At 29.2% G+C, this 24,306-nt stretch carries 24 protein-coding genes; 23 read left to right on the top strand and 1 reads right to left on the bottom strand.

What is annotated here, in order from left to right:
* Positions 1-49 precede the first annotated feature (49 nt).
* The 11 genes from smc to rnhB all read left to right on the top strand — a co-directional run bounded on the left by smc (position 50) and on the right by rnhB (position 10,615).
* Positions 50-3,604, top strand: a complete 3,555-nt coding sequence (smc, locus tag INR60_RS05655) for a chromosome segregation protein SMC (protein ID WP_194190507.1) — start codon at positions 50-52, stop codon at positions 3,602-3,604.
* A 16-nt stretch (positions 3,605-3,620) separates the two neighbouring features.
* A complete protein-coding gene (ftsY, locus tag INR60_RS05650) occupies positions 3,621-4,535 on the top strand; it encodes a signal recognition particle-docking protein FtsY (protein ID WP_194190506.1) in 915 nt (304 codons plus the stop codon).
* Between the two features lie 93 nt (positions 4,536-4,628).
* Positions 4,629-4,958 carry a putative DNA-binding protein gene (locus INR60_RS05645; RefSeq protein ID WP_194190505.1) on the top strand — a complete coding sequence of 110 codons (330 nt, stop codon included), beginning with the start codon at positions 4,629-4,631 and terminating at the stop codon, positions 4,956-4,958.
* Between the two features lie 17 nt (positions 4,959-4,975).
* The gene (gene ffh / locus INR60_RS05640; RefSeq protein WP_194190504.1) at positions 4,976-6,334 is read left to right on the top strand and encodes a signal recognition particle protein; all 1,359 of its coding nucleotides are present in this window, start codon (positions 4,976-4,978) and stop codon (positions 6,332-6,334) included.
* Positions 6,335-6,369: 35 nt separating this feature from the next.
* On the top strand, positions 6,370-6,615 hold the full coding sequence (rpsP, locus tag INR60_RS05635; RefSeq protein WP_194190503.1) for a 30S ribosomal protein S16: 246 nt from the start codon (positions 6,370-6,372) through the stop codon (positions 6,613-6,615).
* Between the two features lie 49 nt (positions 6,616-6,664).
* Positions 6,665-6,892 carry a KH domain-containing protein gene (locus INR60_RS05630; RefSeq protein WP_194190502.1) on the top strand — a complete coding sequence of 76 codons (228 nt, stop codon included), beginning with the start codon at positions 6,665-6,667 and terminating at the stop codon, positions 6,890-6,892.
* Between the two features lie 173 nt (positions 6,893-7,065).
* Positions 7,066-7,563: a ribosome maturation factor RimM gene (gene rimM / locus INR60_RS05625; protein ID WP_194190501.1), complete on the top strand. Its 498-nt coding sequence runs from the start codon at positions 7,066-7,068 to the stop codon at positions 7,561-7,563.
* Positions 7,553-8,269, top strand: coding sequence for a tRNA (guanosine(37)-N1)-methyltransferase TrmD (gene trmD, locus INR60_RS05620; RefSeq protein ID WP_194190500.1), 717 nt, complete (start codon positions 7,553-7,555; stop codon positions 8,267-8,269). Before rimM ends, trmD begins: the two co-directional genes overlap by 11 nt.
* 115 nt (positions 8,270-8,384) lie before the next feature.
* Positions 8,385-8,735: a 50S ribosomal protein L19 gene (gene rplS / locus INR60_RS05615; protein ID WP_194190499.1), complete on the top strand. Its 351-nt coding sequence runs from the start codon at positions 8,385-8,387 to the stop codon at positions 8,733-8,735.
* A 211-nt stretch (positions 8,736-8,946) separates the two neighbouring features.
* Entirely contained in the window at positions 8,947-9,795 is an 849-nt protein-coding gene (ylqF, locus tag INR60_RS05610) for a ribosome biogenesis GTPase YlqF (protein ID WP_194190498.1), read from the top strand.
* 1 nt (position 9,796) lies between these two features.
* Complete coding sequence (rnhB, locus tag INR60_RS05605; protein WP_194190497.1) at positions 9,797-10,615, top strand: ribonuclease HII; 819 nt, start codon at positions 9,797-9,799, stop codon at positions 10,613-10,615.
* Positions 10,616-10,791: 176 nt separating this feature from the next.
* Here rnhB and INR60_RS05600 read toward each other — a convergent pair whose 3' ends face one another.
* Entirely contained in the window at positions 10,792-11,157 is a 366-nt protein-coding gene (locus INR60_RS05600; protein ID WP_194190496.1) for a YraN family protein, read from the bottom strand.
* A gap of 104 nt (positions 11,158-11,261) precedes the next feature.
* On the opposite strand from INR60_RS05600, the gene INR60_RS05595 reads away from it, so the two are divergent.
* The 12 genes from INR60_RS05595 to INR60_RS05540 all read left to right on the top strand — a co-directional run bounded on the left by INR60_RS05595 (position 11,262) and on the right by INR60_RS05540 (position 24,300).
* Entirely contained in the window at positions 11,262-12,782 is a 1,521-nt protein-coding gene (locus INR60_RS05595; RefSeq protein WP_194190495.1) for a YifB family Mg chelatase-like AAA ATPase, read from the top strand.
* A gap of 14 nt (positions 12,783-12,796) precedes the next feature.
* Positions 12,797-13,852: a DNA-processing protein DprA gene (gene dprA, locus INR60_RS05590; RefSeq protein WP_194190494.1), complete on the top strand. Its 1,056-nt coding sequence runs from the start codon at positions 12,797-12,799 to the stop codon at positions 13,850-13,852.
* Between the two features lie 52 nt (positions 13,853-13,904).
* Positions 13,905-15,995 carry a type I DNA topoisomerase gene (gene topA, locus INR60_RS05585; RefSeq protein WP_194190493.1) on the top strand — a complete coding sequence of 697 codons (2,091 nt, stop codon included), beginning with the start codon at positions 13,905-13,907 and terminating at the stop codon, positions 15,993-15,995.
* Between the two features lie 161 nt (positions 15,996-16,156).
* Entirely contained in the window at positions 16,157-16,933 is a 777-nt protein-coding gene (gene codY / locus INR60_RS05580; protein ID WP_194190492.1) for a GTP-sensing pleiotropic transcriptional regulator CodY, read from the top strand.
* Positions 16,934-17,362: 429 nt separating this feature from the next.
* Positions 17,363-18,064, top strand: coding sequence for a 30S ribosomal protein S2 (rpsB, locus tag INR60_RS05575; RefSeq protein ID WP_194190491.1), 702 nt, complete (start codon positions 17,363-17,365; stop codon positions 18,062-18,064).
* A 94-nt stretch (positions 18,065-18,158) separates the two neighbouring features.
* Positions 18,159-19,067 (top strand): translation elongation factor Ts, encoded by a 909-nt coding sequence (gene tsf / locus INR60_RS05570; RefSeq protein ID WP_194190490.1) that lies wholly within the window; start codon positions 18,159-18,161, stop codon positions 19,065-19,067.
* A gap of 74 nt (positions 19,068-19,141) precedes the next feature.
* Positions 19,142-19,852 (top strand): UMP kinase, encoded by a 711-nt coding sequence (gene pyrH / locus INR60_RS05565; RefSeq protein WP_194190489.1) that lies wholly within the window; start codon positions 19,142-19,144, stop codon positions 19,850-19,852.
* Between the two features lie 15 nt (positions 19,853-19,867).
* On the top strand, positions 19,868-20,425 hold the full coding sequence (gene frr, locus INR60_RS05560; RefSeq protein WP_194190488.1) for a ribosome recycling factor: 558 nt from the start codon (positions 19,868-19,870) through the stop codon (positions 20,423-20,425).
* Between the two features lie 65 nt (positions 20,426-20,490).
* A complete protein-coding gene (uppS, locus tag INR60_RS05555) occupies positions 20,491-21,252 on the top strand; it encodes an undecaprenyl pyrophosphate synthase (RefSeq protein WP_194190487.1) in 762 nt (253 codons plus the stop codon).
* A gap of 15 nt (positions 21,253-21,267) precedes the next feature.
* Positions 21,268-22,065 (top strand): phosphatidate cytidylyltransferase, encoded by a 798-nt coding sequence (locus tag INR60_RS05550; protein ID WP_194190486.1) that lies wholly within the window; start codon positions 21,268-21,270, stop codon positions 22,063-22,065.
* A 92-nt stretch (positions 22,066-22,157) separates the two neighbouring features.
* Positions 22,158-23,120 carry an AI-2E family transporter gene (locus tag INR60_RS05545; protein WP_194190485.1) on the top strand — a complete coding sequence of 321 codons (963 nt, stop codon included), beginning with the start codon at positions 22,158-22,160 and terminating at the stop codon, positions 23,118-23,120.
* A gap of 22 nt (positions 23,121-23,142) precedes the next feature.
* Positions 23,143-24,300, top strand: coding sequence for a 1-deoxy-D-xylulose-5-phosphate reductoisomerase (locus INR60_RS05540; protein WP_194190484.1), 1,158 nt, complete (start codon positions 23,143-23,145; stop codon positions 24,298-24,300).
* Positions 24,301-24,306 lie beyond the last annotated feature (6 nt).

Genomic DNA, 24,306 nt, shown 5'->3' with positions numbered 1-24,306 from the left:
TTTAATAACGTTAATACCAATATTTTTATAGTTGTAAGGAGTGGAACATTTGTTTTTAAAATCTTTAGAAGTTAGAGGGTTTAAGTCATTTGCTGATAAGACAGAATTAAGATTTAAACCTGGAGTCACAGCAGTAGTTGGACCAAATGGTAGTGGTAAAAGTAATATTTCAGATGCCGTAAGATGGGTGCTTGGTGAGCAAAGTATAAAGACTCTTAGAGGCGGTAAGATGGAGGATGTTATTTTTTCAGGAACTCAATATAGAAAACCACTAGGTCTAGCACAAGTGTCCCTTACTCTTGATAACTCAGATGGAGGGCTTCAAACTGAATATAATGAAGTTGTAGTATCAAGAAGAATATTTAGATCAGGGGAATCAGAATATTTAATTAACAATACTAAATGCAGATTAAAAGATATAACGAACCTATTTTTAGATACAGGGATAGGTAAAGAAGGTTATTCTCTTATAGGACAAGGTAAAATTGAAGCAATATTAAGTGGTAAAGCAGAGGATAGAAGAGGGCTTTTAGAAGAGGCTGCTGGTATCGTTAAATATAAAGTTCGAAAAAATGAATCGGAAAGAAAGCTTCAAAATACAGATGATAATCTTATTCGTATAAGAGATATTATATCTACATACGAAGAAAGATTAGAACCTTTAAGGGTTGAATGTGAAAAAGCTATTAAGTTTAACGAGTTATCAGGAAACTTAAAAGAAAAAGAAGTATCGTTAATTTTACATAATATTAAAATGTTAGAAGAAGAACTTAAAAAGTTTAATGAAGACATTAAAGATAGAGAGAATTCTTTAAATAAAAAAAGAGAAGATTTACAAAATGAAAGAGAAAAGTTAAAAACTATAGAAGAAAAACTTGAAGAACTTGAAAGTGATACTACAGAAAAAAAGTTAGAATATTACACTAAAAAAGAAGGAATAACTAAATCTAAAAGTGATATTCAGTTATTTAACGAGAGAATAAAGCACTTTAATGATGTTTTAGAGAAGAATAAATATGAACAATATAATATAAATTCTAAATTAGAAGAAATAGATAAAGAAAAATCATCTCTACTAAAAGAACTAGAAAACAAGAAGAAAGAAATAGCTGAAAAGAAAATTGAAATTTCAAAAGTTGAAGAGGCAAATAGAGTACTATTAAAAAAACTTAGCGAAATTCAAGATGAGATAACATCAATTCAAAAAAGTAGATTTGAAATACTAAAAGGGAATTCTGAAGTTAATAATAAAATAACTAAAATACGTGCAGAGTTAAAAGCTAGTTTTGAAGGAAAAGAAAGAATAGAAAAAAACATAGCAACTATCTTAAACAACATAGGGATAAACAAGTCTACGAGTAACAGTTTGAATTTAAGTATTAAATCTTCAGAGGAAAATTTAGAAAAGCTTAGAGAAGAAGCACTATCAAAGAAAAATAGCCTAAAAGATATAAATACAAAAATAACTAAAAAAGAGACTGAATTAAGAGGTCTTAGTATAAATATTAGTAAGTTAGAAGCTAATAAAACTATGTTAAAAGATTTAGAAAACCAATACGAAGGATATAATAGATCTTTAAAAAATCTTATGGATAGAGTTTATAAAGGTCTTATTAAAGGATGTAATGGTATAAAAGTTTTAGGAGAAGTATTTGAAGTTTCAAAAGAATATGAAATGGCAATTGAAACAACGCTAGGCGGTGCTATTTCAAATGTAATAACAGAAGATGATGTTTTAGCTAAAAGGTTAGTAAATTATCTTAAAAGTGAAAGGCTTGGGAGAATAACTTTCTTACCTTTAAATATTATAAATGGTAAAAAATTAGTGCTAGATAATAAAGTAACAAATATAGATGGATATATTGGAATTGGTTCAGAAATAGTTTCATTTGATGAAAAGTATAGGAAAGTTATAGATTATGCACTAGGAAGAACAATAATTGCAAAAGATATGGACTCAGCATTTAAAATAGCAAAGCTTACTTCTTATAGATTTAAAATTGTTACGCTTGAAGGTGAAGTATTAAACTCAGGTGGTGCATTAACTGGAGGAAGTATTAAAGGAAAAACTTCAAGCATACTTAGTAGAAAAAGAGAAATTGAAGAAATAAAAGAAAAACTTGAAGATTTAAAGAAGAATTTAATAGACGTAGAGGAAGAAGTTAAACTTTTAAAAGATGCAAGAAAAAATCTAGATGAAGATATTCTAAATTTAACAGATAGAGCTCATGGTCTAAAAATTGAACTTGCTACAAACAAAAATAAACTATTAAATGTAAAAAATGAACTAGACAATTTAAATAAAGGTTTAAATAAAGAAAATAATGAAAATAATAGTATTTTAGAAAAGATAAATATTTTAAATAAAGAACTTAAAAATACAGAAAATAGCTTGTTAGAATTTGATGAAATTAATACTTCTAATAAAGAAAGAGAAGTAGAATTACAAAAATTATTAGAAAAAGAAAAAGAAGCTAGTGAATTATTAAAGTCAAATTTAACAGAACTTAGAATTGAAAATGCATCTTTAGATGGTAATTTAAAGAGTATTAAAGAAGAGCTAAATAGAAGAGATAAAGAAAAAGAAGAATGCAATGAAAAAAGGATTAACTTAGACAAAGAAAATGATTTAAGTTTGAAAGGAATTGCAGAATCAGAAGCAAATGTTAAAATAAAAGAAGATGAAATAATATCTTTTACCAAAAGAATAGAAGAATTAGATATAATCTTTAAAGAAGATGAAGTTAAAAAAATATCATTAAAAGATGAATTTAAAAAAATAGATAGTATAATAAATGATGTTAGAGAAATCATTACAAAAGAAGAGTTTGAGCTTTCTAAAAGGGAAATTAATAAAGCAAAATGTGATGTGGAAAAAGATAATCATCTTAAAAAGCTTAATGAAGAACTAGAATTAACTATTGCAGAAGCTGAAGAATTAGCTATAGAAATTATTGATTTAACAAAATTCAAAGAAGAAATAACTTCTATAAAAAAGAGAATTTCAGCACTTGGAACTGTTAATTTAGCATCTATAGAAGAATATGATGAAGTTAAAGAAAAATATGAGTTCATGAGTTCAGAAGAAGAGGATTTAAATAAGGCAAAAGAGGACCTAGAAAAAGTTATTGAGGAAATGACTTCTACTATGAGAAAATTATTTAAAGAAAACTTTAAAATAATAAACGCTAATTTTAAAGAAACCTTTAAAGAGTTATTTAAAGGAGGAAATGCAGAACTTATATTAGGCGAAGGAGATGAACTTACGTCTGAAATTCATATTAATGTAGAGCCGCCAGGAAAGAAACTACAAAACATAAATTTAATGTCTGGTGGAGAAAAAGTATTATCAGCTATAGCATTATTATTTGCTATATTAAAAATGAAACCTACTCCGTTTTGTATACTAGATGAAATTGAAGCTGCCTTAGATGATGCAAATGTATTTAGATATGCAGAATTTTTAAAGAAATTCTCAGGTAACAGTCAATTTATAGTAATTACTCACAGAAAAGGAACTATGGAAGTAAGTGACGTTATGTATGGTGTTACTATGGAAGAAAAGGGAGTATCAAAAATAGTATCTGTAGATTTGAATAAATAGACTTGGAGGAATACTTATGTTTGGAAAATTATTTGATAAATTAAAAACAGGACTTACTAAAACGAGAGACAATTTGACAGATAAAATTAATGAAGCATTAAATTTAGCTGTTACGATAGATGATGATTTATATGAAGAACTTGAGGAAATTCTTATAACATCTGATATAGGGATGGATACAACTTTAGAAATTATAGATAGACTAAAAGTGAAGATAAGAAAAGAAAAGATAAATGATCCTCAAATGGTTAAACCTGCACTAAAAGAAGTTATAAGAGATATGCTTCTTGAAGGTGATTATGAAGAGGAAAAGATAGATGGCCAAAAAGAAGTTATGCTAGTTATTGGAGTAAATGGTGTAGGTAAAACAACATCAATAGGTAAACTTGCTGCTAAAAATAAAGCAGAAGGAAAAAAAGTTCTTCTAGCTGCAGCTGATACTTTTAGAGCAGCTGCTATAGATCAATTAGAAGTTTGGAGTGAAAGGGCTGGAGTTGATATAGTAAGGCAAAGCGAAGGTTCAGATCCAGCGGCTGTTGTATTTGATGCGGTTAAAGCTTCAAAGGCAAGAAATGTAGATTTACTAATATGTGATACTGCTGGAAGACTTCATAATAAAAAGAATTTAATGAATGAACTTGAAAAAATTAATAGAATAATAGATAGAGAGTATGAAGGTGCTAAAAAGCAAACTCTTTTAGTTTTAGATGGGACAACAGGACAAAATGCAGTTGTTCAAGCTAAGCAATTTATGGAAGCTTGTCCAATCGACGGAATCATTTTAACTAAATTAGATGGGACTGCAAAGGGGGGCGTTGTAATTTCAATTAAACAAAGTTTAAACATCCCTGTAAAGTATATAGGAGTTGGAGAAGGTATTGATGATTTACAAAAATTTGATGCAGAAAGCTTTGCTGAAGCGTTAATTTAACTTGTTAAAATAAAAATATAAGGTGTTAAGTAAAAATACTTGACACTAGTATTTTTATCTGTTAAAATCTCTTTTGTGGGTAAGGTGATTAATATGGACGATAGGGTTGAGTTTTCGTTATTAGCGGATTTATACAAGCCGTTACTTACCGAAAAGCAAATAAACGTTATGGAAATGTATTACGATGAAGATTTATCGCTAGCAGAGATTGCTGAGCTTAATAAAACTAGTCGTCAAGCAATTCATGACTTAATAAAAAGATGCGATAAACAGCTTTTATCCTATGAAAGCAAATTAAACTTACTTCAAAAGAGCTTAAATCGAGAAGAGAAAATTATAAATCTTGTAAAAAATTTAAAAGAAAAGTATTCTATAAGTGATGAAGATTGTGATATGCTTATAGAAAACTTAGAAGATTTATAAAATATAGGAGGTTTAAAATGGCTTTTGAAGGATTATCAGAAAAGCTTCAAAATACTTTTAAAAAATTAAAAGGTAAAGGGAAGCTTAATGAAAAAGATATAAAAGAGGCTATGAGGGAAGTGAAATTAGCTCTTTTAGAAGCTGATGTTAACTATAAAGTTGTAAAAACTTTTATTAAAAGTGTTAGTTCTAAGTGTGTAGGAAGCGATGTTTTAGATAGCTTGACACCAGGGCAACAAGTTATTAAAATAGTTAACGATGAACTTACTGAACTTATGGGTGGTACAGAAAGTAAAATCAATTATTCAAGTTCAGGTTTAACAGTTATTATGTTAGTTGGACTTCAAGGAGCAGGTAAAACAACAATGTGTGGTAAGCTTGCATCAAACCTTAGAAAGAATAATAAAAAACCACTTTTAGTAGCGTGTGATATTTACAGACCAGCAGCTATTAAGCAATTAGAAGTTGTAGGTAAACAGATAGATATTCCTGTTTTTCAAATGGGAGATAAAGTTAAAGCTGTAGATATAGCTAAAGCCGGGGTAAAACATGCAAAAGATAATGGAAATAACGTAGTTATTATAGATACAGCCGGAAGACTTCACATAGATGAAGGTCTTATGGGCGAGTTAAAAGATGTAAAAGAAGCAGTAAATCCATCAGAGATTTTACTTACAGTAGATTCAATGACTGGTCAAGATGCTGTTAACGTAGCTGAATCATTTAATAATGATTTAGATTTAACAGGAATCATCTTAACTAAGTTAGATGGTGACACTAGAGGTGGTGCTGCACTTTCAATAAGATCTATAACAGAAAAACCTATTAAATTTATTGGTGTTGGCGAAAAGATGAGTGACTTTGAAGTCTTCCATCCAGATAGAATGGCATCAAGAATATTAGGGATGGGTGATGTGTTATCACTTATTGAAAAGGCGCAATCAGCAATAGATGAAGATGAAGCAGCTGATTTTACTAAAAAGATGATGAATCAAGGTTTAAACTTTGAAGATTATCTAACAGCAATGGAACAAATGAAAAAGCTTGGACCTTTAAATAAATTATTAGAAATGGTACCTGGAGTTAATTCAAAAGAGCTTCAAGGAGTAGATTTAGATCAAGGTCAAAAGCAAATGGAAAAAATGCGTGCAATAATCCTTTCTATGACTTTAAAAGAAAGAAGAAATCCAAGTTTAGTTATTGGGTCATCTTCAAGAAAGAAAAGAATAGCAAAGGGGTCAGGTGCTACAATTCAAGAAGTTAATAAGCTTATTAAAGGTTATGAAATGATGAAGAAAAACATGAAACAAATGAAATCTTTAACTGGCGGAAAAGCTAAAAAAGGATTATTTGGTAAGTTACCTTTTATGAGTTAAGATAAACATTATCCTTTGAAGGAGGTGAAATAAACATGGCAGTAAAAATAAGATTAAGAAGAATGGGTGCTAAAAAAGCTCCTTTCTACAGAGTAGTTGTTGCTGATTCAAGAAGCCCAAGAGATGGTAGATTCATCGAAGAGGTTGGATACTACAATCCAGTTTCAGAACCAGTTCAAATCAAAATTGACGAAGAGAAAGTTAACAAATGGATGTCAAATGGTGCTCAACCAACTGATGTTGTTAAAAAACTTTTCGTAAGAGCAGGCCTAAACAAGTAATCTTTAGGAGGTGAATTCTGCAGTTAATTATTTAATTGCAGGCACTTATATGAGAGAATTAGTCCAAGTGATAGCTAAAGCTCTTGTTGATAAACCGGAGAGCGTTAGTGTTAATGAAATTCAAGGTGAAAATTCAATAATACTAGAACTTAAGGTTCATCCAGAAGACATGGGTAAAGTTATCGGTAAACAAGGTAAAATAGCGAAAGCTATAAGGACAGTAGTAAAGGCTGCAGCAATAAAAGAAGAAAAAAGAGTAGTAGTAGAAATTATTTAAGAGTTAGGCCTGTCCTAACTCTTTTTATTTTTAACATAAATATATTAATTATAAGTAAATGTAAGATTATTAATTATAGAATAAGTTTAAAATTAAGATAAGCTGATATAATTATATATAGATATATCTGTTATAATAAATTTATTAATAGCTAAATACATAGAGGTGATAAAATGGAAGAATTATTTAAAGTAGGTAAGGTTGGGAAGACGCATGGGCTTAAAGGTGAGTTTAAAGTAATACCTACGACTCAAGATGTTAACAACTACAAAAGATATGAAAGTGTAATCATAAAAGGTGAAGAAAGAAAAATTGAAAGTGTTAAATTTCAAAAAGATAGAGTAATCTTAAAGCTTGAAGGAATTAATTCAATTGAAGAAGCTGAAACTTTTAAAAATCAAATAATAGAAGTCCCAAGAGACAAAGAACCAAATTTAGAGGAAGATGAATTTTATGTTAGAGATTTAATAGGTATACACGTATTTGATACTTTAGGGAATGATTTAGGTGAAATATACGATATTATAGAAACTAAAAACAATGATGTTTATTGGATAAGAAAGCCAAAAGAACTTCTTATACCAGTATTAAAAGACATAGTTTTAGATATAGATTTAGATGAAGAAAAGATAACTATAAGACCTGTTGGAGAATGGCAAGATGAAGATTAGCATTTTAACTCTTTTTCCTGAGATGTTTGATGTTTTTAATCATAGTATAATAGGTAGAGCCAAAGATTCTAACTTAGTTCAAATTGAATGTTTAAATATTAGAGACTATACTCTAAGCAAGCATAAAAAGGTTGATGATTATCCTTATGGTGGAGGGGCTGGAATGGTAATGGCGCCACAACCTGTAATAGATTCAATTAAAGCTTGCAAAGAAAACAATAAAGGTAAAGTTATATTTTTAGGTCCTAGAGGAAAAACCTTTAATCACGAAATGGGATTAGAACTTGCAAAAGAGGAAGAACTTATCTTTTTATGCGGGCATTATGAAGGGCTAGATGAAAGGATATACGATCATATAGACATTGAGATATCTCTAGGAGATTTTATATTAACAGGTGGTGAAATGGCAGCTATTCCTGTTATTGATTCTATATTAAGGCTTAGAAAAGGTGTCTTAGGAAAAGAAGAAAGTTTTATGGATGAATCTTTTTCTAACGGACTTTTAGAATATCCTCAGTATACAAGACCTTTTGATTTTGAGGGGAAAAAGGTTCCAGATGTTTTAATTTCAGGACATCATGAAAACATAAGAAAGTGGAGAAGATACGAATCTTTAAAGCTTACAAAAAGTAGAAGACCAGATTTATATAAAAACATTGAATTATCAAAAGAAGATAAGAGAATACTTAAAAAATTTGGCGAATAAATCATTGCAAAACAAGTGTTATTATGTTAAAATAGCATTTGTGTTAGTACCGGCGTTCCTCTTCTGGATTTAAGCTTCGGAACGAGCGTCAATTTAATTTTAGGAGGAATACACGATGAACGAATTAATAAGAGCAATCGAGCAAGAGCAAATCAGAACTGATTTACCAAGCTTCAACGTTGGAGATACTATAAAAGTACACCAAAAAATCAAAGAAGGTAACAGAGAAAGAGTTCAAGTTTTTGAAGGAACTGTTATCAAAAAACAAAACGGTGGAATAAGAGAAACTTTCACTGTTAGAAGAGTAGCTTTCGGAAGCGGAGTTGAAAAAACATTCCCAATGAGTGCACCTATGATAGAGAAGATTGAAATCACTAGAAGAGGTAAAGTAAGAAGAGCTAAATTATTCTACTTAAGAGATAGAGTAGGTAAAGCTGCTAAGGTTAAAGAATTAATCACAAGATAATTAACCATAGAAAAAGGGACTTAATTATTTAAGTCCCTTTTTTAATATGTAGAGAAGTAAATAAAGTTATCATTAATTAAGTTGCTTAAATAAATCTTTTCAAGTTTAATTAAGTAAAGACTAGATAATAAGTTTACATGATTTGAAATTAAAAAAATACTTGTAGAGAAAGTCTACTATTATGATATAAAACGTTAGGAGGTAATGTATTATGGCAATTAACTGGTTTCCAGGTCATATGAAGAGAACTCAAAGACAAATTTCTGAAAACTTAAAACTTGTAGATGCAGTAATTGAAATTAGAGACTCAAGAATTCCTAAAAGTTCAGCAAACCCTGATATAGATAAATTAGTAGGTAGTAAGCCTAGAATAATCTTATTAAACAAAAGCGATTTATCAGAAAAGGCTGTTAATAATGCATGGATGAAATATTTAAGTAACGATCATACAATGGTTTTAGAGGTGAATTGTTTAAAAGGTTCGGGACTTCAAAAAATAAAACCTGCATTAAATGAATTATTAAAGGAAAAACACGATAGATTAAGAGCTAAAGGCTTAAAGAAAATAGTTTCAAGAATTATGGTAGTTGGTATACCAAATGTTGGTAAATCAACATTTATAAATAAAATGGCTAAAAATACAGTAGCTAAAACTGGAGATAGACCAGGTGTTACTAAAAACAAACAATGGATTAAAACAGCTATGGATGCTGAAATGTTAGATACACCAGGAGTTTTGTGGCCTAAATTCGAAGATGAAGAAACAGGATTAAACTTAGCATTTACTGGTGCAATAAGAGACGAAATAATGGATATAGAAGATTTAGCTTATAGATTAGTTGAAAGATTACAAACTTTCTATCCAGAAATGCTTAAAGAGAGATATAAAATAGAAGAAGTTTATGAAGATCCTCTTCAAACAATGGAAGCAATAGCTAGAAAAAGAGGTTGCTTAATGAAGGGTGGAGAAATAGACTATAACAGAATAGCAGTTATTTTATTAGATGAATTCAGAGCAGGTAAAATAGGGAATATTTCTCTAGAAAGACCTAAGAAATAATATGGAAGAAAAATTTTTGAATTTAGATTTAGAGAATTTAAGTTTCGCAAAAATAAAGGAGGAATTCTCTAATTTAAATATTAATTTAAAAAGTGAAAAGGCTATTCAAGTATCAAATAAGCTTCTAGATGATAAAAGAAAAAATGTTAAAAGTTTAGGTGAAAAAATCCTAAAAGAAAAAAAGAAGTTAGAAGATGAAATTATTAGAGTAAAATCTATGTATGATTTTGATAGAGAGCGCTCATACGGAAAAATACTAGCAGGTGTTGATGAAGTTGGTAGAGGTCCTTTAGCAGGACCTATAGTAGTTGCCTCGGTAGTTTTAGATTTAAATGTTTTAGATGATGATTTAATACTTTATTTAAATGATTCAAAAAAGCTATCTGAAAGCAAAAGGGAAGAACTATCAAAGATAATCAAAGAGAAAGCTATAGCATATAGCATTAAAGAAGCTACAAACGAAGAAATAGATAATAGAGGGATTGCGGTATGTAATAACGCTTTATTTATTGAAGCAACACATAGTCTTGGTGTTAAACCAGAAATAGTATTATCAGATGGGTATCCTATAAGAGGGATTGATATTAAAAATGAGTTTGTAATAAAAGGAGATGCAAAAAGTGCAACTATTGCAGCTGCATCTATAATTGCAAAAGTTTATAGAGATAATTTGATGAAAGAATATGATAAGGAATATCCAGAATACGGATTTTATAAAAATGTAGGATATGGTGCTAGTAAGCACATAGAAGCTATTAAAAAGTTTGGGCCTACAAAGATTCATAGAATGAGTTTTTTATCAAATATATTAAGAGAGTAACAGATTTAGTTACTCTCTTTTTTATGTATGGAGCAATTATACAAAAAGGTAGGAAGAATCCTTTATATAAAATTTAAAAAGAGCGGTTATTAGATAGCGTGGTTAAATCAAATTTTTAATGCATAATGAATTATAAATAAAAGTTAGATAACTATATCTTTAAAATAGATAAAAATTTAAGCGTAAAAAGCATTTTTTATATGATTAATTTTATAATCTTCATCGTTAGAGTTTAAAAGGATTTCTATAACATCATATCTTATATAAAAGTTTAAAGTTCTTTTACTTAGTAAAAAGTATTTAGAAAGTTTTATAATATTTTTTTGCTTTGACCGTGTAACAGATTCAGAGGGGGTTCCATAACTTTTAGTAAATCTAGTTTTAACTTCTACGAAAATTAATAGATTGTTCTTATTTGCTATAATATCGATTTCACCAAATCGATTTCTAAAATTTTCTTTAAGTATTGAAAAACCTAATGCTCTTAAATAAGAGTTTGCAAGGGTTTCTCCATATTTACCAATATCTTTATTTAAATTCATATTAATCACCATTTAAAGTATTAACTTAAAAATATTTTTTAAACATTGCGTAAATGTTTAAAATTTTTAAGGATGTTAATAATTAGAAAAAAGAGGTGAGAATAATGGCAATAAAATTAAAAAGTGCAACTAATATAGGAGTAGAGAGTGTAATTATAAATGTAGAAGTAGATATAAGTGTTGGTTTACCTTCATTTAATATAGTAGGTCTTGCTGATACCTCTGTTAAAGAATCAAGAGAGCGTGTTCGATCTGCTATATTGAATTCAGGATATGATTTTCCAATAGGTAGGATAACTATAAATTTATCACCTGCAGATATAAGAAAAATAGGGAGTCTCCTAGATTTACCTATTGCGCTTGGAATACTTATGGAATCAAATCAAATAAAAAATATAAATTTAGAAGACTTCATTATATTCGGTGAGTTATCTTTAGATGGTAATTTAAATAGAATAAATGGAACTATTCCAATTATGCTAGAAGGAATGTCTAAGGGGATAAATAACTATATCATTCCAAGAGAAAATATATATGAACTAAACTATATTAATGAAGGAACTAAATATAGCTTTTCGTCTTTAAAAGATACTATAAATTTTATTCAAAATGGAGAAGTTGAAAACTTAGAATTAGTTAAAAATGAAGTAGATATTATAAATGAATTAAGTATCGATGAAATAATAGGTCAAAACACATCAAAAAGAGCATTGCAAATTGCAGTAAGTGGAAGACACAACATACTATTATATGGAAATCCAGGTGCAGGAAAAAGTATGCTTGCAAGAGCTGTAAAAAGTATTATGCCAAAACTATCAGATGAAGAAAAATTAGAAGTTTTAAAGATTTATTCAGCAAGCGGGAATTTAAAGGATGATGAATTTTTTGATATACCATTTAGAGCTCCACATTATACAATTCCTAAAACTTCTCTTATAGGTGGAGGAAAAGATGTAAGGCCAGGAGAAATAACTTTAGCACACAACGGTATATTATTTTTAGATGAAATTCTAGAATTTAAAAGAGACACATTAGAAGTTTTAAGATCTCCTCTTGAAGACGGAAAAGTTAGAGTAGATAGATTAAATAGCAAAGTAGAATTTCCAAGTAAAGTAATGCTAATTGCCGCTTCAAATCCCTGTCCTTGTGGACTTTCTTCTTATGGTATAGAAGATGATAAATGTGTTTGTAGTAAAAATCAAATAAGAAATTACAGGAATAGATTGTCTAAAGCAATGAAAGATAGAATTGATATTTTTAACTTTGTTCCAAGATTAAGTTATACTGAAATTCATAGGGGTCTTAGTATGACAACTGAAAAATCTTTGATTAAAGGAATAACAAGAGGCAGAGCAATTAGTAGTAAAAGATATAAAAATACTTCTTATAATTATAATTCAGAATTAATAGGAAAAGATATATTCAAATATTGTATTTTAGACGATGAAAGTGAAAAAATTATAAAAAATATTGTGGAGAAAACTAATATATCAGTAAGAGGATATGGAAAAATTTTAAAAGTTGCAAGAACTATTGCAGATATTGATGGAAAAGAAAAAATTGAAGCACCACATATCATTGAAGCGGTGGGATTTAGAAGAGATTTTGATGGAGAGATTATTTAAAAAGGGGTAGACATATGGAAAAATTTATATTATGGTTAATATCAATGGATATAAGTAATAGAAGAAAGCTGTTTTTAATATCTAAATATGGTAAAGAAAAAGAGATTTTCGATAAATTCGAAATAATCAAATGCGAATATCCAAATATTTTTAAAAAGTTTAAAAATTATAATAAAGAAGAAGAACTTAAATCTTCTGAGGAGTTTTTATTAAAATTAGAAGCACTTAATATTTCTTTTATAACTATTACTATGGAAGAATATCCAGAAAAGTTAAAAAGATTAGATGAGCCACCTTATTTTATGTTTTATAAAGGAAACATAAAACTTTTAAATGAACCTACAGTTGGTGTAGTTGGATCTAGAAGGCATAGTACTTACGGAGAAAAAGCAACAAATGTCTTAGTTAAAGAAATGGCTAAAGTTGGATTTACTATAGTAAGTGGTGGTGCGTTAGGGATTGATGCAGTTGCACATAAAAGCGCTTTAAATAATAATGGAAATACAATTGCTGTTTTAGGGTCTGGAATTGATGTTTTATATCCGAATAGCAATAGATTCTTGTTAGAAGAAATAAGTAAATATGGACTTTTATTAAGTGAGTTTCCGCTTGGAACAAAACCTTTTGCGTTTAACTTTCCAAGAAGAAATAGAATAATTAGCGCATTATCATATAAATTACTAGTACCAGAAGCAAAAAAAGGAAGTGGCTCTATAATTACAGTAGACCTTTCAAATGAAATAGGTATAGAAGTTGGAGTTGTTCCGGGGTCTATCTTTTCAGAGTATAATGTAGGTACTAATATGCTTTTAAGTGAAGGAGCGACAATTGTATATGATAAGCAGTCTTTATACGACTTTTTAAATGTAGATTACGAAAAAGAAACAGAGATAGAAGATGATATTCAAAACAAAATACTTGAAATAATTAGTGACGAACCTGTACACGTTGATGATTTATTAAAAAAATCTAAGGTTGACAGAAACACTTTTTATAGGTTATTATTTGAAATGCAAATTAATAATAAGATAATGAATTTGCCTGGCGAATATTATGTCAGAGTATTATAAATAAACTTGAGGGGGTGAATAACTTCGTATACACAAGATATGAAGTTAATTTATGGGCCAAAAATTAGTTATAGTTGAGTCACCTGCTAAGGCGAAAACAATAGGAAAATATTTAGGAAAGAATTATATAGTCGAAGCTTCTATGGGGCATGTTAGAGATTTGCCAAAAAGTAAGCTTGGAGTTGATATAGAAAATAATTATGAACCTCAATACATTACTATAAGAGGTAAAGGGGATCTTTTAAAAACTCTTAGAAAAGCTGCAAAAAAAGCAGATAAAATCTATCTAGCAACCGACCCCGATCGTGAGGGAGAAGCTATTTCTTGGCATCTAGCAAATCTTTTAAAAATAGATGACACAGAAGATTGTAGAATTGTTTTTAATGAAATAACAAAAAATGCAGTTAAATCTTCTATAAAAGAAGCAAGGAAAATAGATAAAAGTTTAGTAGATGCACAGCAAGCTAGAAGAATATTAGATAGGCTTGTTGGGTATGAGATAAGTCCGATACTTTGGAAAAATGTAAAATGGGGGCTAAGTGCTGGAAGAGTACAATCGGCTGCACTAAAACTTATTTGTGATAGAGAAGAAGAAATAAAAAAATTTATACCAGAAGAATTTTGGACAGTAGACTGTGAACTTAAAAAAGGAAGAAAAAAATTCAAAATAAAACTTTCTAAATGCGATGGAAAGAAAATTGAACTTAAAAATGAAAAAGATGCAAATGAAGTAGTAAATGGAATTGATAAAGATAAATTTATTATTAAAGACATTAAAAAAGGGGTTAAGGTAAAAAATCCACTAGCACCTTTTACAACAAGTACACTTCAACAAGATGCAAATAAAAAGTTAAATTACAGAACTCAGAAAACGATGTCTGTAGCCCAAATGCTTTACGAAGGAGTAGAGGTTAAAGGTTTTGGAACAGTTGGTCTTATAACTTATATGAGAACAGACTCTGTTAGAATATCAAAAGAAGCTCAAGATTCTGCATTAGGCTTTATTAGTGAAAATTATGGTGAAGATTACATACCAGAATCACCAAGAGTTTATAAATCAAAGAAAAACATCCAAGATGCACACGAGGCTATAAGACCATCTAATGTTTTAATAACACCTGAAATTGCAAAGGCAAGTCTTTCACCAGAACAATTTAAGTTATATGATTTAATTTGGAAGAGGTTTATGGCATCTCAAATGGCTTCATGCAAACTAAATACTAACTCAATTAATATTGAAAATGGTAGATATCTATTTAAAGCAAGTGGCTCAACAGTAGAATTTGATGGATTTATGAAAATTTATGAGTATGGTTCAGACGATGAAAATGATTCAAAATTACCAGACCTTGAGATTTCAGAAACATTAAGTGCAAGTAGCATAGACGAAAAACAACACTTCACTCAACCACCAGCTAGATATACAGAAGCATCTTTTGTTAAACTTTTAGAAGAAAAAGGAATAGGAAGACCTAGTACATACGTACCTACTATTTCAACACTTCTTGGAAGAAACTATGTTGAAAGAGATAAGAAAAATCTTTTCCCAACAGAATTAGGTTTCATAGTTAACAATATTATTTGCGAATATTTTAATCAAATTGTAGATGTAGACTTTACAGCTGAGATGGAAAAGAGATTAGATAATATTGAAGAAGGTAGCATAGAGTGGGAAAAAGTTGTTAGTGACTTCTTTGAACCTTTAAAACATGCTATTGAAAAAGCAGAAAAGGAAATATCTAAAGTTGTTATTGAAGACGAAGTTAGTGATGTGCCTTGTGATAAATGTGGCAAAATGATGGTCATAAAAAGAGGAAGATTCGGTAAGTTCTTAGCATGTCCTGGATATCCTGAATGTAAAAATGCAAAACCTATAGTTGAAGAAATTCCAGCACCATGTCCTAAATGTGGAGGAAAGGTTTTAGCTAAGAGAAGTAAAAAGGGAAAAAGATTTTACGGGTGTGCAACTTATCCAGAATGCGATTTTGTAAGTTGGAACGAACCAATTGAAAAGAAATGCCCTGAATGTGGAAGTTACATGGTAAAAAAATATTCTAAAAAATCTGGAGATTTTATACAATGTGCTAACCCTGAATGTAAACATAAAGAAACTATAGAAAAAGATAATAGTGAAGATAAATAATTAATATATCCTCTTTGGTAAAATATATGTCGAGGAGCCATATAATCTTGTTGAAATAGGAAGTTTTCTATGATAAACTGTAATGAGTTAGAATTGTTAGAACTTTCTAACAATTTAAATTATATGTCTAAAGGCTTTTAGATTATCAAGGAGGATTTTTAATGTCATCATTGCTTAATAAAACGAGAAGATTAAATAAGATATTACAAAAGAGCGGAGCTGAAGCTGTTGCTTTTGAAGATATATGTGATTTACTAAGTGAAGTGCTAGAATGTAATGTGTATTTAGTAGATAAAACTGGTAAGGTAATTGGATATAGCTTTTCAGATAAATTTGAATGCGATATAATGAAAATGCGTGTAATGGAGGAAAAGAAATTTCCAAAGGATTACAACGATAAACTTTTAAGTGTTGGAGAGACATTATCAAATCTTAAAAATCAAGGACAATGTGTTTTTGAAGAAGTTGGTGAGTGTAAAGTATTAAACAAGCTTTCTACTATCGTTCCTGTTATAGGAAATAGGGAAAGAATTGGGACGCTTTTACTTGCAAGATTTGGAACTGTATTTACAGAGGATGATCTAGTGCTTTGCGAATATAGTGCAACTGTAGTTGGTATGGAAATGCTAAGAGCTAGGCAAGATGAATTAGCAGAAGATACTAGAAAGAAAGCTGTAGTACAGCTTGCAATCGGAACTCTTTCTTATTCAGAACTTGAAGCAGTTGAGCATATTTTTAATGAATTAGATGGTCAAGAAGGGCTTTTAGTTGCATCTAAAATAGCAGACAAAGTTGGTATTACAAGAAGCGTTATAGTAAATGCTTTAAGAAAATTTGAAAGTGCTGGAGTTATTGAATCTAGATCTCTTGGAATGAAGGGAACTCATATTAAGGTTTTAAATGATAAACTTCTAGAAGAGTTAAATAAAATAAGATAATTTTAAAAGGTATCTATATATAGTAGATATCTTTTTTTACGCATAGAAAAAGTTAAAATAAATTCAAAAGTCAACGTTGAAATAAGTTTATTAAAGTCAAAAAAGAGAATTTACAAGATGTAATGGTCTAGATATTTTAAAATATTAAAAGTGTTTAGATTATAAAATGTATTATTAAATTTAAATTAGTCGATATTATATATGTATAATTCAAGTAAATGGATAGATTATCACTATGAGTTTATTATTCTACAAAGCCAATTTAAAATTAAAAAGAAAAATGAAAATTTATGTTGATTGAATAGAGTCTCTATGATATACTAATCAAGGTAATAAAATACACACATTGCATTTAGAATTGTAAGGCGGTTCTTAAATGGTTAAGATCCTTACAAGAGTGTAGTGGAGGAAAAACCAGGAGGTAAGAAAATGTCAGTAATATCAATGAAACAATTATTAGAAGCTGGTGTACATTTCGGACACCAAACTAGAAGATGGAACCCTAAAATGGCTCCATATATATTCACAGAAAGAAATGGGATATATATAATAGATCTTCAAAAAACAGTTAAAAAAGCAGAGGAAGCTTATGACTTCTTAAGAGAAGTTTCAGAGTCAGGAAAAGATATACTTTTCGTTGGAACTAAGAAACAAGCTCAAGATGCTATAAAAGAAGAAGCAATCAGATCAAACATGCACTTCGTAAACAACAGATGGTTAGGTGGAATGTTAACAAACTTCAAAACTATCAGAACAAGAATCAGAAAAATGGAAGATATCGAAAAGATGGAAGAAGATGGAACATTCGATGTTTTACCTAAGAAAGAAGTTTTCAAATTAAAAGGTGAACTTGAAAAGTTAGAGAAAAACTTAGGTGGAATCAGAAACTTAGATGCTACAAATGTAGGAGCTATGTTCGTAGTTGATCCAAGAAAAGAAAAGAATGCTATCTCAGAAGCTAAGATATTAGGAATTCCAGTAGTAGCTATCGTTGATACTAACTGTGACCCAGAAGAAGTTGATTACGTAATTCCAGGAAATGACGATGCAATCAGAGCAGTTAAGCTTATTGCTTCAAAAATGGCTGATGCTGTCATCGAAGGAAGACAAGGGGAACAAATAGAAGAGTAATTTATTTTTTAAAGGTAGATGAGGTAGTTCTTCATTTACCTTTTGCCCTAATGAATGATAAGGGTTACTTTTTATAATATAGGAGGAATTGAATATGATAACAGCAAAAGCGGTTAAAGAATTAAGAGATAAAACTGGCGTAGGGATGATGGACTGTAAGAAAGCTCTTAAAGAAACTAATGGAGACATTGAAAAAGCAGTAGAATTCTTAAGAGAAAAAGGATTAGCAGCTGCAGCTAAAAAAGCTGATAGAATTGCAGCAGAAGGTATAGTTAAAACTTACGTTTCAGAAGATGGTAAAACTGCTTCAATCGTAGAAGTTAACTGTGAAACTGACTTCGTTGCTTTAAACGAAGAATTCGTAGGATTCGCTACAAAATTAGCTGAAATAGTTGCAACAACTAATGTTAACACTGTAGAAGAATTATTAAACGAAAAAATAGGAGATCAAACTGTAAGCGAAGCTTTAACTTCATTAGTAGCTAAATTAGGTGAAAACATGACAGTTAGAAGATTCGAAAGATTACACGTTGAAAGTGGAAACATAGCAAGCTATATCCACGGTGGCGGAAGAATTGGTGTTCTTGTGGAAGCTAGCTGTGAAGCTGACTCAGAAGTAGTAGGAGAAGTTGCTAAAGAACTTTGTATGCAAGTTGCAGCAGCTAACCCATTATTCTTAGATAGAACTTCAGTAGATACTGAATCTTTAGAAAAAGAAAAAGAAATCTACAGAGTTCAAGCTCTTAATGAAGGAAAACCTGAAAAAATCGTTGATAAAATGGTTGAAGGAAGAATTAAGAAATACTTCAAAGAAGTTTGCTTAGTTGACCAAGTTTGGGTTAAAGATGGCGATAAGACAATAGCAGGATTAGTAGAAGAAAAATCTAAAGAAGTTGGTTCTCCAATAACAATCACAAAGTTTGTTAGATTCGAAAGAGGAGAAGGAATCGAAAAGAAAGAAGAAAACTTTGCTGAAGAAGTTGCTAAACAAATGGGTAAATAATTAACTAATGAGAGAACACCTAGTGTTCTCTTTTTTTAAAAAATATAATAAAAACATATTTAGGAGGGATTTTAATGGCTAAAGGTAAATATAATAGAGTGATGTTAAAACTTTCAGGAGAAGCGTTAGCAGGAGAAAGTGGATTTGGGTTAGATTTTAATGTAGCTAAAAGAATAGCACTTGAAATAAAACAGTTAGTTGACCAAGGAATCGAAGTTGGAGCTGTTGTAGGTGGCGGAAACATATGGAGAGGCAGAAGTGGTGAAGGAATGGACAGAACTACTGCTGATTATATGGGGATGATGGCAACATGTATAAATGCTTTAGCCCTACAAGATTCATTAGAGCAAGTTGGAGTAGATACTAGAGTTCAAACTGCTATAGAAATGAAAGAAATTGCAGAGCCATTTATAAGAAGAAGAGCTATGAGACACCTAGAAAAAGGAAGAGTTGTTATTTTTGCAGCAGGAACAGGAAATCCATATTTCTCAACAGATACAACTGCAGCTTTAAGAGCAGCTGAAATTGAAGCTGATGTAATTCTTTTAGCTAAAAAAGTAGATGGTGTTTATGATAAAGACCCTCATAAGTATGAAGATGCAAAAAAATATGATAAACTATCATATATACAAGTTTTAGAACAAGGACTACAAGTAATGGATTCTACAGCGACTTCATTATGTATGGATAATAACATTCCAATATTAGTTTTTGGTTTAGATGATGGTGGAAATATTCAAAAAGCAATCTCAGGTGAAAAAATAGGAACTTTAGTTTCAAAATAATTAGGGAGGATATTTATGATAAAAGAAATCAAAAAGAATGCTGAAGATAAAATGAAAAAGACTATTGTATCGTTAGAACATGAGCTATCAACTATGAAAGCTGGTAGAGCTAACCCTACGATGCTTGATAGAATACAAGTTGAATATTATGGAAGTATGTGTCCATTAAATCAAGTTGCAAATATTTCAGCTCCAGAGCCAAGAGTATTACAAATAACTCCTTGGGAAGCACCTTTATTAAAAGATATTGAAAGAGCTATTTTAGCTTCAGACTTAGGATTAAATCCTTCAAATGATGGAGCAGTTATTAGATTAATAATTCCAGAATTAACAGAAGAGACTAGAAAAAATCTAGTTAAAAATGTTAAAAAGGCTGGAGAAAATTCTAAAGTAGCAATAAGAAATATCAGAAAAGATGCTAATGACAAAATCAAATCACTAAAAAAAGATGCTGATCTTTCAGAAGATCAAATCAAAAAAGGTGAAGATGAAATTCAAAAAGTCACTGATAAATATGTAAAAGATATTGATGCAGCTATAAACGCTAAAGAAAAAGAGATAATGTCAATATAGCAATTATTTAAAAACCTGCTCTTTTAGCAGGTTTTTTATATAATTTAGAAGGGGAGGATGGTTATATGCTTAAGTTTTTTAAAAGTCCAAAAGGAACTGAAGAAGAAATTGCATTAGATATGGAAAATATCCCAAAACATATTGCAATTATAATGGACGGAAATGGTAGATGGGCAAAGAAAAGAAAATTACCTAGAACGATGGGGCATAAAGCTGGAGTTGAAACTATACGTAGAATTCTTAAGGAAGCTTCTAATCTAGGTGTTAAATATATGACTTTATATGCATTCTCAACAGAAAATTGGAAGAGACCTAAAGATGAAGTTAACGCATTAATGAAACTTTTAGTTCAGTATTTGAGAAAAGAAATTAATGAATTACATAAAAATGGAGTGAAGATTAATGTATTAGGTGATATATCAATGCTTCCAAAAGAATGTGTAGATGAAATAGAAAAGTCTGTAGAAAAAACTAAAAATAATACAGGCATTACTATGAATATTGCATTGAACTATGGTGGTAGAGATGAGATAATTAGAAGTATAAAGTTAATAGCACAGGATGTTATAGATGGGAAAATAGAAATTAATGCTATTGAAGAAGATACTGTTAATAATTATCTTTATACAAAAGGTGTGCCTGACCCTGATATAATTATAAGACCATCTGGGGAACAAAGATTAAGTAATTTCCTTTTATGGCAATGTGCATACTCAGAGTTTTGGTATTCAGATATTTGTTGGCCAGATTTTACAGAAGATGATTTACATAAAGCAATTTATGATTTTCAACAAAGAGATAGAAGATTTGGTGGCATTAAAAAATAAAGAGGTGAATGCTAAGTGAACAAAAATAGTAGATATTTAGGTGCATTGATGATAGCTCCCTTTATCATATTTATCTTTTTAGGTGGAATATGGTTAGAAGGTTTTACGGTAGTACTATCATTTCTAGGACTATACGAGTTTTATAATGCATTAAGGCAAAAGGAATTTAAACCTATAAGCATTGCTGGATATATTTTAATTATTGCTTATTATTTATTAAATAATAATTTTGAAAATATGATGTATTTAATAGTTTTAGCAACATTTTTACTGCTTATTGTACCAGTAGTAAATTTAAAATATACATTTATAGATGTTGCAATTACTCTTTTAGGTTTCTTATATGTAGGAATTTTATTTAGTTTCATACATTTAGTAAATATAAAGGTTTCTGGAGCTTTTTTAGTTTGGTTAATCTTTATAGGGTCTTGGATTACAGATACGGCTGCATACTATTCAGGTAAATTTTTTGGAAAACATAAGCTTTGTCCAAAAGTTTCACCTAAGAAAACTATTGAAGGGTCAATAGGTGGTATTTTAGGTGCTACAATATTTTCAGGTTTATTTGGTATAGTAATTTCTAAGTATGGAGTAAATGTAATGGCAATTTACAACTATTTCATTATTGGTGCTTTGTGTGGTGTATTTAGTCAATTTGGAGATTTAGTTGCATCATCTATTAAAAGATATGTAGGATTAAAAGATTATAGCCATTTGATTCCAGGACATGGAGGAATACTTGATAGATTTGATAGTATTTTATTTTCAGGAGTTATAGTGTTTTATTATTTAACTTTTGTAGTTGGAATTTAATAAATAATATTTGTTGATGATTTCTTTTTAGGAGTCATCTTTTTTTATAATATACATAATACTTTTGCATATACATTACTAAGAGGTGGTATATGTTGATAAATAAGAAATATAAAAAGATTATTTTAGTAATTTCTCTATTTTTAATAATGGTAGTTAGTATATATTTAGTAGAAAAATATTTCGCACCTTTTATTATGATAATTATCCTACTAGTAATAACACAGCCTTTATATAATTTAATAAAGAGAAGTAATATTAATAATAGAATAGCATCTTTAATTACTATATCTGTATTTAATATTGTATTAGGGCTGTTTTTATATTATATAGGTGCAAGCATTTTTGAACTATTAGAAGGGTTATATAAGAGTAATATTATAGTGATTGATAAAGTAATAAATGAATTTACTTTGTTTTTGGAAAGTATTATTGGAGAAATTAATATAAGCCAAAAGGTTATGAATATTATAGACTTTAACATAGTAAAAGATAGTGTAATTCTAACTGGTGATGGATTATTAAGTTATGTAGTAGCCAATATAACTGTATTTTTTATATTAGCAGATAAAAACTATTTTGTTAATTTGTTTGAAAAGATTATTCCGCATAAAGTCATAAATAAAGCCATAAAAGAAAAAAACAATATTAAAAGTATTGTATATATACAAATTATAATTATTCTAATGTCAACTCTTATAACTTTAATAGGGTTTGTATTACTTAAAATACCAAATTCAATAATATTAAGTATTATTTGTGGCATACTTGATTTAATTCCATATATAGGAACTATAATTGTATTTATTCCAATAATAATATACAATATTATAGTAAAAGAATATGTAATTGTTGTTGGCCTAATATTTCTATATTGTTTAGTTCAAATAACTAGAGAAATATTAGAGGCTAAGTTACTTAGTAATAAATTTAACTTACATCCTTTAGTAGTTTTTATTTCTGTATATATAGGAATAAAAGTATTTGGTATTTTAGGAGCTTTTGTAGGTCCAATTTATTGTATGATTTCAAGAGACATATTGATTAATGAATAGACATAAAAATGGAGGAACTTATATGAAAAAAATATCTATATTAGGTGCAACGGGATCAATTGGTACTCAAACATTAGATGTTATAAGAAAATCTGATGACATTGAACTAGTTGGAATTACAGCTAATACGAGCATTCTAAAAGTAATAGAAATAATTGAGGAGTTTAACCCAAAATTCGTTGGAATGATGGAAAAAGAAGCTTATTATAAGATATTAGAATATGTAAATACAAATAAAAAAAACATTATTGTTTTAGAAGGAATAGATGGACTAAATAAAATAGCATCACTAGATGAGATTGATATAGTAGTTACGTCAGTTGTTGGAATGATAGGACTTGAGCCTACTTTAAAGGCTATAAGAGCAAAAAAAGATATTGCACTTGCAAACAAAGAAACATTAGTAGTTGCAGGTGAACTTGTAATGAAAGAAGCAAAGGAAAATAACGTTAAGATCCTTCCTGTAGATTCAGAACACAGTGCAATATTCCAGTCATTAAGAGGAAATACTTTAAGTGAATTAAAAAAAGTTATATTAACTGCATCAGGAGGTCCTTTTAGGGGGAAAAAGATAAATGATTTAAAAGATATAAAAGTTAAGGATGCTTTAAATCATCCAAATTGGAGTATGGGTAAAAAAATAACTATAGATTCATCAACTCTTATGAATAAGGGATTAGAAGTTATAGAAGCACATTTCTTATTCGATTGTCCATACGATAATATTCAAGTTGTAGTTCATCCGCAAAGTATAATTCACTCAATGGTTGAATATAAGGATAATAGTATAATAGCGCAGCTAGGTTCTCCGGATATGAGACTACCTATTCAATATGCTTTAAATTATCCAAAAAGAAAAAATGAGATTGCAAACAAAATAGATTTTTGGGAAATTTCTAAATTAACATTTGAAAAACCAGATTTAGATACATTTAAATGTTTAAAACTTGCATATAAAGTAGGAAAAGAAGGTAAGCTTATGCCAACTATTTTAAATGGTGCAAACGAAGCTTTAGTTGATATATTTTTACAAGAGAAAATTAATTACCTTCAAATAGGTGATATAATTGAAGAATGTTTAGAAGTATTTAAAAAAGAAGGGAATGAAGAAGTAACATTAGAAAATGTAATAGAACTTGATAAAAAAGTAAAAGAATACGTATATAATAAATACAATTAGGAGGAA

This window comes from Clostridium chrysemydis, assembly GCF_015234215.1.
Classification (GTDB): Bacteria; Bacillota; Clostridia; order Clostridiales; family Clostridiaceae; genus Clostridium; species Clostridium chrysemydis.
Note: the sequence above shows the minus strand (reverse complement) of the source record. Positions and strands in the feature narration are given on the sequence as shown.

Coding starts and splice junctions, on each gene's coding strand:
- codY (WP_194190492.1), top strand. CDS start 16,157: ATGTCATCATTGCTTAATAAAACGAGAAGATTAAATAAGATATTACAA.
- INR60_RS05600 (WP_194190496.1), bottom strand. CDS start 11,157: ATGAATTTAAATAAAGATATTGGTAAATATGGAGAAACCCTTGCAAAC.
- INR60_RS05595 (WP_194190495.1), top strand. CDS start 11,262: ATGGCAATAAAATTAAAAAGTGCAACTAATATAGGAGTAGAGAGTGTA.
- dprA (WP_194190494.1), top strand. CDS start 12,797: ATGGAAAAATTTATATTATGGTTAATATCAATGGATATAAGTAATAGA.
- INR60_RS05540 (WP_194190484.1), top strand. CDS start 23,143: ATGAAAAAAATATCTATATTAGGTGCAACGGGATCAATTGGTACTCAA.
- rpsB (WP_194190491.1), top strand. CDS start 17,363: ATGTCAGTAATATCAATGAAACAATTATTAGAAGCTGGTGTACATTTC.
- frr (WP_194190488.1), top strand. CDS start 19,868: ATGATAAAAGAAATCAAAAAGAATGCTGAAGATAAAATGAAAAAGACT.
- trmD (WP_194190500.1), top strand. CDS start 7,553: ATGAAGATTAGCATTTTAACTCTTTTTCCTGAGATGTTTGATGTTTTT.
- pyrH (WP_194190489.1), top strand. CDS start 19,142: ATGGCTAAAGGTAAATATAATAGAGTGATGTTAAAACTTTCAGGAGAA.
- ftsY (WP_194190506.1), top strand. CDS start 3,621: ATGTTTGGAAAATTATTTGATAAATTAAAAACAGGACTTACTAAAACG.
- rnhB (WP_194190497.1), top strand. CDS start 9,797: ATGGAAGAAAAATTTTTGAATTTAGATTTAGAGAATTTAAGTTTCGCA.
- INR60_RS05545 (WP_194190485.1), top strand. CDS start 22,158: ATGTTGATAAATAAGAAATATAAAAAGATTATTTTAGTAATTTCTCTA.
- ffh (WP_194190504.1), top strand. CDS start 4,976: ATGGCTTTTGAAGGATTATCAGAAAAGCTTCAAAATACTTTTAAAAAA.
- rpsP (WP_194190503.1), top strand. CDS start 6,370: ATGGCAGTAAAAATAAGATTAAGAAGAATGGGTGCTAAAAAAGCTCCT.
- uppS (WP_194190487.1), top strand. CDS start 20,491: ATGCTTAAGTTTTTTAAAAGTCCAAAAGGAACTGAAGAAGAAATTGCA.
- tsf (WP_194190490.1), top strand. CDS start 18,159: ATGATAACAGCAAAAGCGGTTAAAGAATTAAGAGATAAAACTGGCGTA.
- rplS (WP_194190499.1), top strand. CDS start 8,385: ATGAACGAATTAATAAGAGCAATCGAGCAAGAGCAAATCAGAACTGAT.
- topA (WP_194190493.1), top strand. CDS start 13,905: ATGGGCCAAAAATTAGTTATAGTTGAGTCACCTGCTAAGGCGAAAACA.
- rimM (WP_194190501.1), top strand. CDS start 7,066: ATGGAAGAATTATTTAAAGTAGGTAAGGTTGGGAAGACGCATGGGCTT.
- INR60_RS05630 (WP_194190502.1), top strand. CDS start 6,665: ATGAGAGAATTAGTCCAAGTGATAGCTAAAGCTCTTGTTGATAAACCG.
- INR60_RS05645 (WP_194190505.1), top strand. CDS start 4,629: ATGGACGATAGGGTTGAGTTTTCGTTATTAGCGGATTTATACAAGCCG.
- ylqF (WP_194190498.1), top strand. CDS start 8,947: ATGGCAATTAACTGGTTTCCAGGTCATATGAAGAGAACTCAAAGACAA.